Origin of the sequence: Polaromonas sp. CT11-55 (genome assembly GCF_047303325.1) — a bacterium.
In the GTDB taxonomy this organism is placed as follows: Bacteria; Pseudomonadota; Gammaproteobacteria; order Burkholderiales; family Burkholderiaceae_C; genus Polaromonas.
In genome coordinates this window covers 116,288-132,358 of the sequence record NZ_JBKBEX010000009.1, presented here as the reverse complement: position 1 = coordinate 132,358, position 16,071 = coordinate 116,288, and the positions used below count along the sequence as shown (strand labels likewise).

Here is a 16,071-nt window from a genome sequence, read left to right as displayed (position 1 = left end):
GTTTTGCTTTAGATTTTGCGAGTTCCTGGATCCGATGCCAGTTTCCTGCAATCAAAGCCTCCTTCTTCGCCCGCGACCAGCCCTTGATCTGCTGCTCAAAAGCAATGGCTTGAGCGCGTGTTTCAAACTCCCCCTGCCAGACCAGCTCAACCGGTTTGCGCGTCGACGTATAGCCGATTTCACCCGAATCGTGTTGAAACATGCGTGCGCCCATATCGTCCGTCTGGCCGCCGTAGTAGGAGCCATCCGAGCACTTAAGCAGATAGACGAAAAAAGGTTTCACGCGCGTAGGGCGATAAAGGCTTCGACAAGCTCAGCCCGAACGGTGTTGGGTTCAGAATGAAACGACACGGGGATCACTTCAGCGCAGCCCGTATCTGTTCCAGCACATCCTTGGCACTCGCCGGAATCGGCGTACCCGGGCCGTAGATGCCCTTCACGCCGGCTTCGTAAAGCATGTCGTAGTCCTGGCGCGGGATCACGCCGCCCACAAACACGATGATGTCGTCGGCGCCCTGCTTCTTGAGCTCGGCGATGATGGCCGGCACCAGCGTCTTGTGGCCGGCAGCCAGCGTAGAAACGCCCACCGCATGCACGTCGTTTTCAATGGCCTGGCGCGCGCACTCCTCGGGCGTCTGGAACAGCGGCCCCATGTCCACGTCAAAGCCCAGGTCGGCGAAGGCCGTGGCCACCACCTTGGCGCCGCGGTCGTGGCCGTCCTGGCCCAGCTTGGAGATCATCACGCGCGGGCGACGGCCCTGCTCCTCGGCAAAGGCATTGATTTCGGTCTTGAGGGTTTCCCAGCCTTCGGCCGAGTCATAAGCGGCAGCGTACACACCGGTCACCTTTTGTGTATCGGCGCGATGGCGCCCGTAGACTTTCTCGAGGGCATCGCTGACCTCGCCCACCGTGGCGCGCAGGCGCACGGCCTTGATGCTGAGGTCCAGCAGGTTGCCGTTGTTATTTTCGGCGGCCGCCGTCAAGGCGTCCAGCGCGGCCTGCACCGCCGTATTGTCGCGGCCGGCCCTGATGGCCTTGAGCCTCTTGATCTGCCCCTCGCGCACGGCCACGTTGTCGATGTCGCGTGACTCGATCGCATCTTCAGTCTTGAGCTTGTATTTGTTGACGCCGACGATGACGTCCTTGCCGCTGTCGATGCGCGCCTGCTTTTCCGCCGCGGCGGCCTCGATCTTGAGCTTGGCCCAGCCGCTGTCCACGGCTTTGGTCATGCCGCCCATGGCCTCGACTTCTTCGATGATGGCCCAGGCGGCGTCGGCCATGTCCTGGGTCAGCTTTTCCATCATGTAACTGCCGGCCCAGGGGTCTATGACATGGGGGATGTGGGTTTCTTCCTGGATGATGAGCTGGGTATTGCGGGCGATGCGGGCGCTGAACTCGGTGGGCAAGGCAATCGCCTCGTCAAAGGAATTGGTGTGCAGGCTTTGCGTGCCGCCGAAGACCGCGGCCATGGCTTCTATGGTGGTGCGCACCACATTGTTGTAGGGGTCTTGCTCGGTCAGGCTCCAGCCCGAGGTCTGGCAGTGCGTGCGCAGCATCAGGCTCTTCGGGCTTTTGGCATTGAAGCCCTTCATGATGCGGCACCACAGCAGGCGCGCGGCGCGCATCTTGGCGACTTCCAGGTAGAAGTTCATGCCTATGGCCCAGAAGAAGCTCAGGCGCCCGGCGAACTCGTCCACATCCAGGCCCTTGCCCAGCGCGGTCTTCACGTACTCTTTCCCGTCGGCCAGGGTGAAGGCCAGCTCCAGCGCCTGGTTGGCGCCGGCTTCCTGCATGTGGTAGCCCGAGATCGAGATCGAATTGAACTTGGGCATGTTCTGCGCCGTGTATTCAATGATGTCGCCGATGATGCGTATGCTGGGCTGGGGCGGGAAGATATAGGTGTTGCGGACCATGAACTCCTTGAGGATGTCGTTCTGTATGGTCCCGCTCAATTTGTCCTGGCTCACGCCCTGCTCTTCGGCCGCCACCACATAACCGGCCAGCACAGGCAACACCGCGCCGTTCATGGTCATGGAGACGCTGACCTTGTCCAGCGGGATCTGGTCGAACAGTATCTTCATGTCCTCGACTGAATCGATGGCCACGCCGGCCTTGCCCACGTCGCCGGTCACACGCGGGTGGTCGCTGTCATAGCCGCGGTGTGTGGCCAGGTCGAAGGCCACCGAGACACCCTGCCCGCCGGCGGCCAGCGCCTTGCGATAGAAGGCGTTCGATTCTTCGGCGGTGGAAAAACCCGCGTACTGGCGGATCGTCCAGGGCCGCACCGCATACATGGTGGCCTGCGGGCCGCGAATGAAGGGCTCAAAGCCCGGCAGCGTATTGGTATGGGGAAGGTCTTTGACGTCCTCGGCGGTGTACAGCGGCTTGACGCTGATGCCGTCCGGCGTTTGCCAGTTGAGCGCGCCCAGATCGCCGCCAGGCGCCGACTTGGCGGCTGCCTTGGCCCAGGCCTCAAGACTGGCGGCGGGAAATTCAGGTTCGGAATGGGGCTTGGACATGGGATGGTGTTTACCGTACAAGGCTTCAGGCCGGGGCTGCGATGCAAGCAGCATAGGCTCAAGCCGAGGTGAATACATGAATCGGAGGCAAGTTTACATCATTTATAATTATTGATGCAAAATTCAGTTTCAGTTAAGATGGCGTCAGCGCTGACAGGAAGCAGCGCCCGTCGGAAGCTTCTTGCCCCCTCCAAAAAAACACCCTATGTCCATGGCCGCCGTGTCCCTGACTCCCCGAGCGCTTTATGAAGAAGTCGCCGAGCTCTTGCGTCAGCGCATATTCAGCCGCGAGCTGGCGCCGGGCAGCTGGATAGATGAGCTCAAGCTGGCCGAGGAATACGGCATCAGCCGCACGCCGCTGCGCGAGGCCCTGAAAGTATTGGCCACCGAGGGCCTGGTCACCATGAAAGTGCGGCGCGGCGCTTATGTGACGGAAGTCTCCGAACGCGACCTGGCCGACGTCTACCACCTGCTCGCCCTGCTCGAGAGCGACGCGGCCGGCGTGGTGGCCACCCAGGCGACGCCATCCCAGCTCAAGGAGCTGCAGGGCCTGCACGAGGAACTTGAAAAAGCCGTCGGCAACCGCGAGCGCTTTTTCGAGATCAACGAGGCCTTTCACATGCGCCTGCTCGAAATCGCCAATAACCGCTGGCGCGACCAGATGGTGGCCGACCTGCGCAAGGTGATGAAGCTCAACCGCCATAACTCGCTGCTCAAGAGCGGCCGCATCGAAGAATCCCTGGCCGAGCACCGCGCCATCATGCAGGCCTTGGCCGCGCGCGACGCCGAGGCCACCGCGCAGCGCATGCGCGAGCATTTCAGGAACGGGCTGGAAGCGGCGGCCTGAACAACAGGCCCGACCTGCGTCAGGCGTGCGGCGGCTGCGCCTCCCAGTGCTGCACCACCTTGCCGTGCTTGTCCACGCTTTCAAGCAGCACGCGGAAACCCCAGAGGCGCGCGACATGCTTGATCACTTCCTGGACGTCGTCGGTGAGCGTCCGGTCGTTATGGCGGCTGTGGCGCAGGGTCAAAGAGCGGTTCCCGCGCACGTCGACGTCCCAGACCTGGATGTTGGGCTCACGGTAGTTCAGGTCATGCTGGCGCGACAGCGCCTCGCGCACATGCCGATAGCCGTCGGCGTCATGAATGGCGGCCACCTCTAGCTCAGGCTGGCCGGCATCATCCACCACGGAAAAAAGGCGGAATTCGCGTATCAAATGGGGCGACAGGTACTGCCCGATGAAACTCTCATCGCGGAAATGCCGCATCGCGTAGTCCAGCGTCTCCCGCCAGTCCGAGCCCGCGACGTCCGGCAGCCACAGCCGGTCTTCATCCGTGGGCGACTGGCAAATACGCTTGAGGTCGGTGAACATGGCAAAACCCAGTGCATAGGGGTTGACGCCGCTATAGGCCGGGTGCGTCACCGGCGGCTGGTAAATGACGTTGGTGTGGGAGCGCAGGCATTCGATCATGAAACCGTCGGTCAGCAAGCCCTCTTCGTACATGGTATTGAGCAGCGTGTAATGCCAGAACGTGGCCCAGCCCTCGTTCATGATCTGGGTCTGGCGCTGCGGGTAAAAATACTGGCCTATCTTGCGCACGATGCGGATCACCTCGCGCTGCCAGGGCTCCAGCAGGGGCGCATTTTTTTCGATGAAGTACAGGATGTTTTCCTGCGGCTCCGGCGGGAAGCGGCGATTGGGCTTTTCGGCCGGCTTGTCGGCTGACCTGGGCACCGTGCGCCACAAGTCGTTGAGCTGCTGCTGCAAATAGGCCTCGCGGTCCTTGCGCCGGCTCTCTTCCTCCGCGAGCGACAGCTTCTGCGAACGCTGGTAGCGGTCCACACCATGACTCATCAGCGCATGGCAGGAGTCCAGCAACTGCTCGACGGGCTCCCAGCCGTGGCGCTCCTCGCATTCGCTGATGTAGGCCCGCGCGTAGACCAGGTAGTCGATGATGGCGGCGGCATCGGTCCACATCTGGAACAGGTAGTTGCCCTTGAAGAAGGAGTTGTGGCCGTAGCAGGCATGGGCCATCACCAGCGCCTGCATGGGCATGGTGTTTTCTTCCATCAGGTAGGCGATGCAGGGGTTGGAATTGATCACGACTTCGTAAGCCAGCCCCATCTGGCCGCGGCGGTAATTTTTCTCCGTCGAGATGAATTGCTTGCCGAAGGACCAGTGCCGGTAGTTGACCGGCATGCCCACCGACGCATAGGCATCAATCATCTGCTCGGCGGTGATGACTTCGAGCTGCACCGGGTAAGTGTCCAGGCCGAAAGACTTCGCGGTCCGCGCAATTTCGCCGTGGTAGAGCTCGATCAACTCGAAGGACCAGTCGGACGGACTGGGCAGGCAGGCGCGCCGGCGCCCCGCGCCAGGCAAACCGGATAAACCGGGGGCCGCGACTTCGGCAGGCTTTTTCGCGCTGGTCTTTGTCATGGCTTCACGCCTTTTTTGAACAGTTCCCTGAACACCGGAAAGATCTCGTCGGCAGCGCCGACCTTGCGCATCGCGAAGTTCCGGTTCTCCTCCTGCACCTGGGTGTACTCCTCCCAGAGGTTCTGGTCTTCTTCACCGACCTGGACATAAGCGAAATACCGCGACACCGGCAGCAGCTTGCCGACCAGCAGCTCGCGGCAGCGGGCCGAATCCTGGTGCCAGTTGTCGCCGTCCGAGGCCTGGGCGCCATAAATGTTCCAGTCGCCGGGCGGGTAACGCTCCTGGATGATCTGGTGCATCAGGGCCAAGGCGCTGGACACCACGGTGCCGCCGGTCTCGGTCGACTGAAAGAACTCTTCTTCGGACACCTCGGTCGCCTGGGTGTGGTGGCGAATGAAGACGACATCCGTCCTCTCGTAATGCTTTTTGAGGAACAGGTAGAGCAGGATAAAAAACCGTTTGGCGATATCCTTGCGCGTTTCGTCCATGGAACCCGAGACATCCATCAGGCAGAACATAACCGCCTTAGCGCTGGGCTGCGGCACCCTGACTCGATTGCGGTAACGCAGGTCGAAGGGATCAAAAAACGGAATGGTCTTGAGCCGCCGGCGAAGCGTGTCGATCTGCGTTTTCAGGGCCAGAATCTCACCCGGCAAGCCAGGCGCCCCGCGCTCGGCCAGCGCCAGCTGCGCCTCCAGCTCATGCAATTGCCGCCGGGTTTCCCCGCCGATGGCGATGCGCCGGCTCAGCGCAACCCGCAGCGAACGCACGATGTGCAGGTTGGTCGGCGTTCCGTCCGAGATGAACCCGGCGCGGCGCGACTTCCATTCCGGCGCATCGGGCAAGAGCTGGGTGCGAATCAGGTCGGGCAGAGCAAGGTCGTCAAAGAAGTACTGCATGAACTCTTCGCGCGTGATGCGGAAGACAAAGTCGTCTTCACCCACGCCATCGGGGCTGGCCTCGCCGCCCGAGCCGCCGCCGCGGCCGCCCTGCGGCTTTGCGATGCGGTCGCCGCGCACGTATTCACGGTTGCCGGGATGCACGCTCTCGCGCGTGCCGCCGGTATGTTCGAACACCGGCTGGTAAACGTCGCGCCGAGGCAGAGTGACGTCTTCGCCCTGTTCGATGTCGTGGATGCTGCGCCCGGCGACGGCGCGGCGCACGGTATCGCGTATCTGCTCGCGAAAGCGCCGCAGGAAACGCTCGCGGTTGCCTATGGACTTGTTCTTGCCCGACAACCGCCTGTCAATGACTTGCTGGAGCACGTTGATCTCCGGTCACATACACATGACACATGACACATGGCGCGCCCGCCGCGGCGCGCCGTCGACTCAGGAACTCTTGCGCACCCGCAGGTACCAGTCGCACAGCAGGCGGACCTGGCGTGTGGTGTATCCCTTGGCGACCATGCGGTTGACGAAGTCCTCGTGCTTTTGCTGCTCGTCCGCGCTGGCCTTGGCATTGAAGGAAATCACCGGCAGCAGGTCCTCGGTATTCGAGAACATTTTTTTCTCGATCACGGTCCGCAGCTTTTCATAGCTGGTCCACAAGGGGTTCTTGCCGGCGTTGTTTGCACGCGCGCGCAGCACAAAATTGACAATCTCGTTGCGGAAGTCTTTCGGGTTGCTGATGCCGGCCGGCTTCTCGATTTTTTCGAGCTCGGCATTGAGCGCCGAGCGGTCGAAGATTTCCCCGGTATCGGTGTCGCGGTATTCCTGGTCCTGGATCCAGAAGTCGGCGTAGGTCACGTAGCGGTCGAAAATATTCTGGCCGTATTCCGAATAGGACTCCAGGTAGGCCGTCTGGATTTCCTTGCCGATGAACTCGGCATAACGCATGGCCAGGATTTCCTTGATGTAGGCCAGGTACTTCTGCTCGGTCTCCGGCGGGAATTGCTCGCGCTCTATCTGCTGCTCCAGCACATACATCAGGTGCACCGGGTTGGCCGCGATTTCAGTGGAGTCGAAGTTGAACACCTTGGACAGAATCTTGAACGCAAAACGCGTCGAGATGCCGTTCATGCCCTCGTCCACACCCGCGTAGTCGCGGTATTCCTGATAGCTCTTGGCTTTCGGGTCGGTGTCCTTGAGGTTCTCACCGTCGTACACCTGCAGCTTGCTGAAGATGCTGGAACTCTCGGGCTCCTTCAGGCGCGTCAGCACGGCAAACTGCGCCATCATCTTCAGGGTGCCGGGCGCGCAGATGGCCTCGTGCAGCGAGGAGTTGTGGATCAGCTTTTCATAAATCCGGATTTCCTCCGACACGCGCAGGCAGTACGGAATCTTGACGATGTAGATCCGGTCCAGGAAAGCCTCGTTGTTCCTGTTGTTCTTGAAGGCCTTCCACTCGCTTTCGTTGGAGTGCGCCATCACGATGCCGTCGAAGGGAATGGCGCCGAAGCCTTCCGTGCCCTTGAAGTTGCCCTCCTGCGTAGCGGTCAGCAAGGGGTGCAGCACCTTGATGGGCGCCTTGAACATCTCGACAAACTCCAGCAAACCCTGGTTGGCCAGGCACAGGCCGCCGGAATAGCTGTAGGCGTCGGGATCGTCCTGGGCATAGGTTTCCAGTTTGCGGATGTCGATCTTGCCAACCAGCGAGGAAATGTCCTGATTGTTCTCGTCCCCGGGCTCGGTCTTGGAGATGGCGCATTGTTTCAGGATGGAAGGAAAACGCTTGACTACGCGAAAGCGCCGTATGTCACCACCGTACTCCTCAAGACGCTTGACCGCCCATGGCGACATCACCCGCTGCAGGTAGCGCGGCGCGATGCCGTACTGCGCTTCAAGCAGGGGAGCGTCCTCGGTATTGTTGAACAGGCTGAGCGGCGACTCATTGACCGGTGAGCCTTTCAGCGCATAAAAAGGCACCTGCTCCATCAGCTGTTTAAGCCGCTCGGCGATCGACGACTTGCCGCCGCCCACGGGGCCTAGCAGATACAGGATTTGTTTTTTCTCTTCGAGGCCCTGCGCAGCATGGCGGAAGTAGGAAACCACCTGCTCGATGGGATCCTCCAGCCCGTAGAAGTCCTTGAAGGCCGGGTAGATCTTGATGACCTTGTTGCCGAACACGCGCGACAGGCGCTGGTCATGCCGGGTGTCCAGCAGCTCCGGCTCGCCGATGGCGGCGAGCATGCGCTCGGCCGCGGTGGCATAGACGAGAGGATCGCGCTTGCAGGCATCGAGGTAGTCCTCGATGGACAGTTCCTCTTCTCGCGTCTGTTCATAACGCGTCAGAAAATTACGGACGACATCCATAAATCCTCCTTTGCGCGCGGGTACCGAAGAACCCCGACTCGAGATGGAAACCTGCTCCAGATTCCGCGCTATGCATCGAACTTTTATCTCACACCAGGTGACTGATAGATCGAGACTTCAATGGAAAGTTCCAACGAACTATCGACTCCATTATTTTCCAAATGCGCGAATAGGTACAGCGTATTTTTTAACGAATGCGACCGATGTGTATGCGTGTGTGCACATGCCGGTAGCGGTGCACCTGAGTCATGCCTGCCGTTGAATTTGCTATCTTTTCAATAGCTGATTGCACAGGCGATCAGACAGCTCCGGGAGGTCTCATTGAAGAATGCGATTCGCTGGCTGCGATCGATTTCAAGGCCCGGCCGCATTCAAAAGACAAAACTCGTGCACACGCGTTGCACGAACAAACAGCAGAACGCAAGCTGAAGTCGCCAACGCGTGTCAGGAATTTCAAGTTCCTTCTGTCAGTATGGGCCTTGAATGTTTTTTCGTCAGCCCCTTGCCGGCGCCCGTTACAAAAAATACGCCAGGCAAGATCAATGCAGCGCCCACCGCGTGGTGCCAGCCCAACGGTTCGCCCAACACACCCCAGGCGGCCAGCCCCGCATACAGAGGCCCAAGATACAGCGACACCGCCACGCGGCTGGCGCCGAGGATTTTTTGCGCCCAGCCGTAAATCCAGTAAGCACCCAGCCCCGGCACAATCGCGGCGACCACGATCAGCCACAGGCCGTACCCGCTCAGCGGCAAGGCTTCTGGCTGTGACATTTCCCACACCGTCAAGGGGAGCAGCACCAAGGTGCCGCCTATGCAGATGGCAGCCAGGTGGGCCGTGGCACCCAGCGGGCTGGGCCACTGCTTTTGCAGCAAGGCATAAGCCGCCCAGGACACCGTGGCGGCCACGATCCACAGGTCTCCGGCTGAGAACTGCACGCCGGCCAGCGCGGTCCACTGGCCCTTGACCACCACGTGTACTACGCCGGCAATGGCCAACACCACGCCCAGACCCTGGCGCAAGCTCAGTCGCTCCCCCAGCCAGATCACCGCGCCCAGGCCTATCAGCACCGGCGAGGCCGAATAAATCAGCGCGATGTTCATCGCGCCCGTAGAGCGTGCCCCCTGGTAAACCCAGGCGCCGCAGATCATCATGCCCAGGGCGCCCAATACCAGGTACTGCCACCAGACCTTGGCGATGTGCTCCCGCTGGCGCCACAGCTCCGACCGGGTCAGCAACAGCAAAAGCAGCGCCGCCAGGCCCCAGCGGCCAAAGGCCAGCAGGTAGGGCCCGATCACGCCCGGCGCCTTGCGCGCCACGATGTAGTTGACCGTCCAGAGCGCCGGCACCAGCCAGAGCAGGGCCAGCGCCCGGCGTGCCTGTTTTTGCGCGGAATCAGGCATGGGCCATGGCGGTGGCATCGGCGGACACCGATGGCGATGAAGCCGGCATTTCATGCGCCAGCGCCATCACGGCGTGCGGCGGCATGTCGCGCAGGCGATGGTCGCTCCAGACCTGGCGCCAGCGCCGCGCGCCGGGCAGGCCGTTGCGCAGGCCCAGCATGTGGCGCGCGATGGCGCTCTTGGGCGTGCCGTGCTCGGCGGCCTCACGCACCATGTAGTCGCACATCTGGGCCTCCACGTCCTCACGGCTCAGCGGGGATTCGGCGGCGCCGAAGAAGGCGCTGTCCCAGGAAGCCAGCCACCAGGGGTTGTGGTAGGCCTCGCGGCCTATCATCACGCCGTCAAGCGCGGCCAGATGCCCGGCCACCTCTTCCTGCGTGTTGATGCCGCCGTTGATGCAGATCACCAGTTGCGGGAATTCCTTCTTGAGGCGGTGCACCAGCTCATAGCGCAGCGGCGGCACCTCGCGGTTTTCCTTCGGCGACAAGCCCTTGAGCCAGGCGTTGCGCGCATGCACGATAAAGACCTTGCAACCAGCCTCGCTGACCGTGCCCACAAAGTCGCGCACAAATTCATAGCTCTCGCCCTTGTCGATGCCGATGCGGTGCTTCACCGTGACCGGCACGGCGACCACATCGACCATGGCTTTCACGCAATCGGCCACCAGTTTGGGCTCGGCCATCAGGCAGGCGCCGAAGGCGCCTCGCTGCACGCGTTCGCTGGGGCAGCCGCAATTAAGGTTGATTTCGTCATAACCCCACTGCTCGCCCAGCCTGGCGCATTGCGCGAGGTCGGCCGGCTCGCTGCCGCCCAGCTGCAGAGCCACGGGATGTTCTTCGGCATTGAAGCGCAGGTGGCGCTCCACGTCGCCGTGGATCAGCGCGCCCGTGGTCACCATCTCGGTGTAAAGCAGGGCATGGCGCGACAGCAGGCGGTGAAAGTGGCGGCAATGCCGGTCGGTCCAGTCCATCATGGGGGCCACGCTCAGGCGCCAGGGATGGCCTGCGCCCGGAGGGTGCGAGAAAGGGGTAGTGGAAACCGCAAGAGGCATGGCCGCATTTTCCCAGAAAGGCCGCTGCCCGCGGCGACAAGGGTTTTGCAGCGCGGCGGCGCGGCCGTTACATGTGCGCACACCCGCGATTTTCGTCAACCCGCCATGCTGCCGGGGCGACAAGGCGGGTAATATGAGCGCTCCATTCTTTGTAGCACCAGGCCATGCTTGAGACGCAAAAATCCATGACGACCACCATGCCGCGAACCCAGACAACGCAACGCCCCGCCCCCTACGCTCATCGCCCGCGGCCGCTGGCCTTGCTGGTGCCGCTGGCCTTATTGGCCGCCTGTACCTCGGTTCCGCTGCCGCCATGGACACCGCCTTCGGCGCAGCCTGCCGCTGTCGCTCCGGCACCCACCGCGCCGCGCCCCGCCCCGCCGGTAGCCGTGCAGGTAACACCCGTCGCCCCGGCAACGCTGCCCTCCTCGCCCGCCGCTCAGGCCGAGGCACCCGCACCTTACAGCGCCGCCGTAGCCGCCCGCTTCCCGGCACCTTCGGTGACTTACAACACGCCCGGCCTGCAGGCAGGCCGCAGCAGCTTCACCACCCAGGCCGAAATCCAGGCCTGGCTGCGCGAACAGGCGGCAGCCGCCACGCGCACGCCCGGCATACGGGCCAGCGTGCTGCCGATAGGCCGCTCGCAGCGCGGCGAAACGCTGGAGGCGCTGGTGCTCACGCGCGCCGGCGGCACGGACCCGGCCCTCATGCAGGCCGCCGGCAAACCCACGGTGCTGCTGGTCGGCCAGCAGCATGGCGACGAGCCGGCAGGCAGCGAGGCGCTGCTGGTGATCGCGCGTGAACTCGCGCAGGGCCTGCTGCAGCCGGTGCTGGAGCGCATCAATGTGGTGATCGTTCCGCGCGGCAATCCCGACGGTGCCGCCATCGACCAGCGCGCCACCAGCGGCGGGCTGGACATGAACCGCGACCACCTGCTGCTCAACACGCCCGAAGCCCAGGCGCTGGCCAGGCTGGCCCGCGACTACAACCCGACCGTGGTGGTCGATGCCCATGAATACACGGTGGTGGGCCGCTACCTGCAGAAATTCGGCACGGTGCAGAAGTTCGACGCGCTGTTCCAGTACGCCACCACCGCCAACCTGCCCGAATTTTTGACCAAGGCCGCCGAGGAGTGGTACCGCCGTCCGCTGCTGGTCGCGCTCAAAGGCCAGAACCTCAGCAGCGAGTGGTACTACACCACTTCCAGCGACTTGGCCGACAAAAAAATCTCCATGGGCGGCACCCAGCCAGACACCGGCCGCAACGTGAACGGGCTGAAAAACGCCATCAGCCTGCTGATCGAGACGCGCGGTGTCGGCATAGGCCGGCTGCATATCCAGCGACGCGTGCACACCCAGGTCACCGCCATCACCAGCGTGCTGGCCAGCACCGCCCAGCGCGCCAATGAATTGCAGCAGCTGCGCCCCTACCTCGACAAGGAAGTCAGCGCCCAGGCCTGCAAGGAGCAGGCCATCGTCGAAGCCGCCCCCACCGCCGCCCAGTACGAACTGCTGATGCTGGACCCGGTCACCGGCGCCGACAAGGCTGTCAGCGTGGACTGGGATTCAGCACTGGCGCTGCGCACCCTGAAGGCCCGGGCCCGCCCCTGCGGCTACTGGCTGTCGGCTGCGTCCACCGTGGCCGTCGACAGGCTGCGCCTGCACGGCGTGCAGGTCATGCGCGTTGCCGAACAAGGCTCCATGCTGGGCGATAGCTACCGCGAAACGGCCAGCACCTCGGGCGAACGCCTGGATGTGCGCGGGGCCATCGCCGACGGCAACGCCATCATCAAGGTGCAGGTCAGCCTGGCGCGCGGCGTGGTCGACGTGCCGCGCGGCAGCTACTACGTGCCGCTCAACCAGCCCATGGCCAACCTCGTGATGGCGGCGCTGGAGCCCGACACCCAGAGCAGTTTTTTTGCCAACCAGATCCTGCAGGGGCTGCAAAGCACGGTGCGGGTAATGGCAGACCCCACCATCAAGCTTGAAGAGCTGAACTAGCTCCTACGGCCACATGACTGCAGGTAGCGTGCAGCTCATTGCACTACTGAAACTCTTCATGCAAGCATGAGCCGTGGAACCGGCTTTGCCGGGCCACAGGCGGGCGGTCCCCGAGGGGCTGGAGCCCGCGGCTCCAAGTCTGCTTGCGCAGGCGTGGACGGGCGACAGAGGCGAAGCGTTTCGCGAGCCGCGGCCTGCAAGGCCTCGGGAGCTACACGCAGTGAGCGACCGTGGGGGCCTTGACGTTCATGTCTTACAGGAAGAGGATGTAAGCGCTGACCGGAAATACCCAGTTTCCGCGCCTTAATGATTCGTTGTTGCAACGCAATGCATGAAAGGACTCGCCATGAAGCACTTTGAGCTGACCAAAAAAATGCTCAGTATGGGCGGTGTGTTTTACCCCACCGGATACGCCTTCATCATGTTCCCGGACGCCGAAGACGCCAAACAGGTGGCACATGAGCTGGAAGTGGGCAGCGACGGCGTCATGCTGCTGACGCCGGAAGACATCATCGCCGACCTCAGCCGCGCCGACGGCCATTCGGACGTGTACCTGCCGCGCGTCGGCACCGAGGGCGCCACGGTCCACAAATACGTGGACCTGGCCCGCGAAGGCCACCATGCGCTTATGATTCCCGTGCCCAACAAGGACGCCACGGAGCGCATCATGGAGGTGGTGCGCAAAGTGCCTTTCTCTTACGCACAGAAGTACCACAGCCTGGCCATCGAAGACCTGGAATAGAGGCTGCCCCGCAAGATGCGGGGGGCAATCCTTGCCGATTGAAAACCCTGGCGGGTTTGAGGCACACTGCGCCTCATGCCCCAGCCCAGCCATCCCGTATCCACTCCCCCGCCCCGTGCCCGGCGACTGATTGAACAGCTGCAACTGCAGCCCCACCCGGAAGGCGGCTGGTACCGCGAAGTGTTCCGCTCCGTGGGCCAGGTGGCGCCGCAGGACGGCAGGCCCGAGCGCAGCGCCCTGACCTCTATTTATTTCCTGATCGAGACCGCGCAGCACTCGCGCTGGCACCGCGTGCTGTCCGACGAGGTGTGGGTGCACCTGGAAGGCGCGCCGCTGGATCTCTTGACCTGGGACGCGGCGGACAGCCGCCTGCACAGCACGGTCCTGGGCCCCGTGAGCACCGCCACCCTGCCCCAGCATGTCGTGGCGGCCGGCTTGTGGCAAGCCGCCAAGCCTCTGCCGAGCGACGCCGCGGGCTACACACTGGTGGCCTGCATGGTCGGGCCGGGCTTTGATTTTTCGGACTTCAGCATGATGGCGCCAGGCGGCAGCGAAGCGCGGCGTCTGGCCGCCGACCACCCGCAGCTGGCCTACCTGATCTGACGCATTTCACTTTTGAGGATTCCCATGATTGACCTGCACTACTGGCCCACACCCAACGGATGGAAGATCTCCATCATGCTGGAGGAATGCGGCCTGCCCTACCGCCTGCACCCCGTCAACATCGGCAAGGGCGAGCAGTTCGCGCCGGACTTCCTGGCCATCAGCCCCAACAACCGCATGCCGGCCATCGTCGACCACGCACCCGTCGGCGGCGGCGCACCCGTGGCGATATTTGAAAGCGGTGCCATCCTGCTTTACCTGGCAGAAAAAAGCGGCCGTTTCCTGCCCACGGGCTTGCGCGAGCGCTACCAGGCCCTGCAATGGCTGATGTGGCAGATGGGCGGGCTGGGCCCCATGGCCGGGCAAAACGGCCACTTTCTTTTATACGCGCCCGAAAAGATTCCCTACGCCATAGACCGCTACGGCAAGGAGGTGGACCGGCTTTACGGCGTGCTCGATGCGCAGCTGGCGCGCACGGGCGCGTTTGTGGCCGGCGCCGACTATTCCATTGCCGACATGGCCATCTTTCCCTGGGTGCGCACCCACAAGGCGCAGCAGGTGGAGCTGCAAAAGTTTCCGCATGTGCAGCGCTGGTACGACGCCTTGTTTGAGAGGCTGGCCGTCAAACGCGGGCTGGATCTGGGCAAGGAGCTGCGCGCGCCGGCCCTGACCGAAGAGGCGCGCAAAGCCCTGTTCGGCCAGACCGCGCAAAGCGTGCGTGACGGCGTGCACAAGATGCCCTGACCTTCCCAACAAAGAAACAGCCCCAAGAGACACACCATGATTGAATTTTTCTTCGACTGCTCCAGTCCCTGGACCTATATCGCCTTTCGCAACATCCAGCCGCTGGCGGCCGAACTCCAGGAGACCATCAACTGGAAGCCCGTGCTGGTGGGCGGTATCTTCAACAGCGTCAACAAGGGCATTTACGCGGCGCGCGAAGACATGGACTCGCCGAAAAATCGCTACATGCTCAAGGACGTGCGCGACAACGCGCGCGAAGCCGGGCTGAAGATCGCCTTCCCGCCCAGGATATTCCCGGTCAACAGCGTCAAGGCCATGCGCGGCTGCCTGTGGATCGCGCAGGATGCCGCGGCGCAGCCGCACTACCTCGCCTTCATCGAAGCCACTTTCGCGGCCTATTTCACGCGCGAGGAAGACATCTCGCAGGACGAGGTCTTGGCTGCGATTTGCCGGCAGGTAGGCATTGATGCCGAAGCATTCCTGGCAGGCATCGCCCGGCCCGACGTCAAGGAACAACTCAAAGCCAATACCGACGAAGCCATACGCCGCGGCGCCTTCGGCTCGCCCACCTTTTTTGTGGGCGAAGACATGTACTTCGGCAACGACAGGCTGGCACTGGTGCGCTCAGCCGTGCTGCGGGCCAGGGCGACTGCGATTGGCTGAACTGAACCTCAACCCGGCACGGAGAAACCGCCACCATGCACATCGCCATCCTCACTTTTGAAGGCTTTAATGAACTTGACTCGCTGATCGCGCTCGGCATCCTCAACCGCGTCAAGAAGCCGGGTTGGCGGGTGTCAATCGCCAGCCCTTCGGCGCGCGTGAAGTCCATGAACGGCGTGGTGCTCGAGGCGCAGGCATCGCTTGCCGAGGCGAGCGCCGCCGACGCGGTCATCGTCGGCAGCGGCATGCGTACGCGCGAGGTGGTAGCCGATACGGCCTTGATGGCGCAACTGCGGCTGGCCCCCTCGCGGCAGCTGCTGGGCGCGCAGTGCTCGGGCACGCTGGTACTGGCAAAACTCGGGCTGATTGCCGGTGTGCCTGCCTGCACCGACCTGACGACCAAACCCTGGGTTGAGGAAGCCGGCGTCACCGTGCTGAACCAGCCTTTTGTGGCCAGGGGCAATGTGGCGACGGCGGGCGGCTGCCTGGCTTCGCAATACCTGGCCGCCTGGGTCATCGCCCGCCTGGTGGGCATTGAGGAGGCCCGCAGCGCGATGCATTACGTCGCCCCCGTGGGAGAAAAGGAAGATTACGTCTCGCGCGCGATGCGCAACATCACGCCGTTCATCGACACGCCGCTTGCCACAGCCTGA

Annotated in this window: 13 protein-coding genes and 1 pseudogene; 7 read left to right on the top strand and 7 right to left on the bottom strand. The window is 62.8% G+C overall.

The annotated features are described in order from the left end of the window. Positions 1–73: 73 nt before the first annotated feature. Together ACEN8I_RS11155 and scpA are read right to left on the bottom strand one after the other, a co-directional pair. Positions 74–283: pseudogene (locus ACEN8I_RS11155) on the bottom strand (GIY-YIG nuclease family protein); the annotation flags it as partial. A gap of 73 nt (positions 284–356) precedes the next feature. After that, the gene (scpA, locus tag ACEN8I_RS11150; RefSeq protein WP_413328496.1) at positions 357–2,519 is read right to left on the bottom strand and encodes a methylmalonyl-CoA mutase; all 2,163 of its coding nucleotides are present in this window, start codon (positions 2,517–2,519) and stop codon (positions 357–359) included. Positions 2,520–2,730: 211 nt separating this feature from the next. Here scpA and ACEN8I_RS11145 point away from each other — a divergent pair, with 211 nt between their 5' ends. Continuing rightward, positions 2,731–3,366, top strand: coding sequence for a GntR family transcriptional regulator (locus tag ACEN8I_RS11145; RefSeq protein WP_413328531.1), 636 nt, complete (start codon positions 2,731–2,733; stop codon positions 3,364–3,366). Positions 3,367–3,385: 19 nt separating this feature from the next. Here ACEN8I_RS11145 and ACEN8I_RS11140 read toward each other — a convergent pair whose 3' ends face one another. The 5 genes from ACEN8I_RS11140 to dusA all read right to left on the bottom strand — a co-directional run bounded on the left by ACEN8I_RS11140 (position 3,386) and on the right by dusA (position 10,666). Further along, entirely contained in the window at positions 3,386–4,960 is a 1,575-nt protein-coding gene (locus ACEN8I_RS11140) for a SpoVR family protein (protein ID WP_413328494.1), read from the bottom strand. Further along, positions 4,957–6,225 (bottom strand): YeaH/YhbH family protein, encoded by a 1,269-nt coding sequence (locus ACEN8I_RS11135; protein WP_413328493.1) that lies wholly within the window; start codon positions 6,223–6,225, stop codon positions 4,957–4,959. Before ACEN8I_RS11135 ends, ACEN8I_RS11140 begins: the two co-directional genes overlap by 4 nt. A 66-nt stretch (positions 6,226–6,291) precedes the next feature. Next, the gene (locus tag ACEN8I_RS11130; protein WP_413328491.1) at positions 6,292–8,214 is read right to left on the bottom strand and encodes a PrkA family serine protein kinase; all 1,923 of its coding nucleotides are present in this window, start codon (positions 8,212–8,214) and stop codon (positions 6,292–6,294) included. A 453-nt stretch (positions 8,215–8,667) separates the two neighbouring features. After that, positions 8,668–9,615 carry a DMT family transporter gene (locus ACEN8I_RS11125; protein ID WP_413328489.1) on the bottom strand — a complete coding sequence of 316 codons (948 nt, stop codon included), beginning with the start codon at positions 9,613–9,615 and terminating at the stop codon, positions 8,668–8,670. Continuing rightward, positions 9,608–10,666: a tRNA dihydrouridine(20/20a) synthase DusA gene (gene dusA, locus ACEN8I_RS11120; protein ID WP_413328488.1), complete on the bottom strand. Its 1,059-nt coding sequence runs from the start codon at positions 10,664–10,666 to the stop codon at positions 9,608–9,610. The genes ACEN8I_RS11125 and dusA overlap by 8 nt, the downstream gene beginning before the upstream one ends. A 185-nt stretch (positions 10,667–10,851) precedes the next feature. On the opposite strand from dusA, the gene ACEN8I_RS11115 reads away from it, so the two are divergent. The 6 genes from ACEN8I_RS11115 (at position 10,852) to ACEN8I_RS11090 (ending at position 16,071) form a co-directional block, all read left to right on the top strand. Beyond that, positions 10,852–12,666: a M14 family metallopeptidase gene (locus tag ACEN8I_RS11115; protein WP_413328529.1), complete on the top strand. Its 1,815-nt coding sequence runs from the start codon at positions 10,852–10,854 to the stop codon at positions 12,664–12,666. A 346-nt stretch (positions 12,667–13,012) separates the two neighbouring features. Beyond that, positions 13,013–13,408 (top strand): RNA-binding protein, encoded by a 396-nt coding sequence (locus ACEN8I_RS11110; RefSeq protein ID WP_413328487.1) that lies wholly within the window; start codon positions 13,013–13,015, stop codon positions 13,406–13,408. Between the two features lie 75 nt (positions 13,409–13,483). Beyond that, a complete protein-coding gene (locus tag ACEN8I_RS11105; protein ID WP_413328486.1) occupies positions 13,484–14,011 on the top strand; it encodes a cupin domain-containing protein in 528 nt (175 codons plus the stop codon). A 24-nt stretch (positions 14,012–14,035) separates the two neighbouring features. Continuing rightward, positions 14,036–14,755, top strand: a complete 720-nt coding sequence (locus ACEN8I_RS11100; RefSeq protein ID WP_413328485.1) for a glutathione binding-like protein — start codon at positions 14,036–14,038, stop codon at positions 14,753–14,755. A gap of 36 nt (positions 14,756–14,791) precedes the next feature. After that, positions 14,792–15,418, top strand: a complete 627-nt coding sequence (locus ACEN8I_RS11095) for a 2-hydroxychromene-2-carboxylate isomerase (protein ID WP_413328484.1) — start codon at positions 14,792–14,794, stop codon at positions 15,416–15,418. Positions 15,419–15,453: 35 nt separating this feature from the next. Next, complete coding sequence (locus ACEN8I_RS11090; protein WP_413328483.1) at positions 15,454–16,071, top strand: DJ-1/PfpI family protein; 618 nt, start codon at positions 15,454–15,456, stop codon at positions 16,069–16,071.

Bases quoted from the DNA above. Each gene is read 5' to 3' on its own strand.
- ACEN8I_RS11130 (WP_413328491.1), bottom strand. From the start codon at position 8,214: ATGGATGTCGTCCGTAATTTTCTGACGCGTTATGAACAGACGCGAGAA.
- ACEN8I_RS11125 (WP_413328489.1), bottom strand. From the start codon at position 9,615: ATGCCTGATTCCGCGCAAAAACAGGCACGCCGGGCGCTGGCCCTGCTC.
- ACEN8I_RS11090 (WP_413328483.1), top strand. From the start codon at position 15,454: ATGCACATCGCCATCCTCACTTTTGAAGGCTTTAATGAACTTGACTCG.
- ACEN8I_RS11095 (WP_413328484.1), top strand. From the start codon at position 14,792: ATGATTGAATTTTTCTTCGACTGCTCCAGTCCCTGGACCTATATCGCC.
- ACEN8I_RS11105 (WP_413328486.1), top strand. From the start codon at position 13,484: ATGCCCCAGCCCAGCCATCCCGTATCCACTCCCCCGCCCCGTGCCCGG.
- ACEN8I_RS11100 (WP_413328485.1), top strand. From the start codon at position 14,036: ATGATTGACCTGCACTACTGGCCCACACCCAACGGATGGAAGATCTCC.
- scpA (WP_413328496.1), bottom strand. From the start codon at position 2,519: ATGTCCAAGCCCCATTCCGAACCTGAATTTCCCGCCGCCAGTCTTGAG.
- ACEN8I_RS11140 (WP_413328494.1), bottom strand. From the start codon at position 4,960: ATGACAAAGACCAGCGCGAAAAAGCCTGCCGAAGTCGCGGCCCCCGGT.
- ACEN8I_RS11115 (WP_413328529.1), top strand. From the start codon at position 10,852: ATGACGACCACCATGCCGCGAACCCAGACAACGCAACGCCCCGCCCCC.
- dusA (WP_413328488.1), bottom strand. From the start codon at position 10,666: ATGCCTCTTGCGGTTTCCACTACCCCTTTCTCGCACCCTCCGGGCGCA.
- ACEN8I_RS11145 (WP_413328531.1), top strand. From the start codon at position 2,731: ATGGCCGCCGTGTCCCTGACTCCCCGAGCGCTTTATGAAGAAGTCGCC.
- ACEN8I_RS11110 (WP_413328487.1), top strand. From the start codon at position 13,013: ATGAAGCACTTTGAGCTGACCAAAAAAATGCTCAGTATGGGCGGTGTG.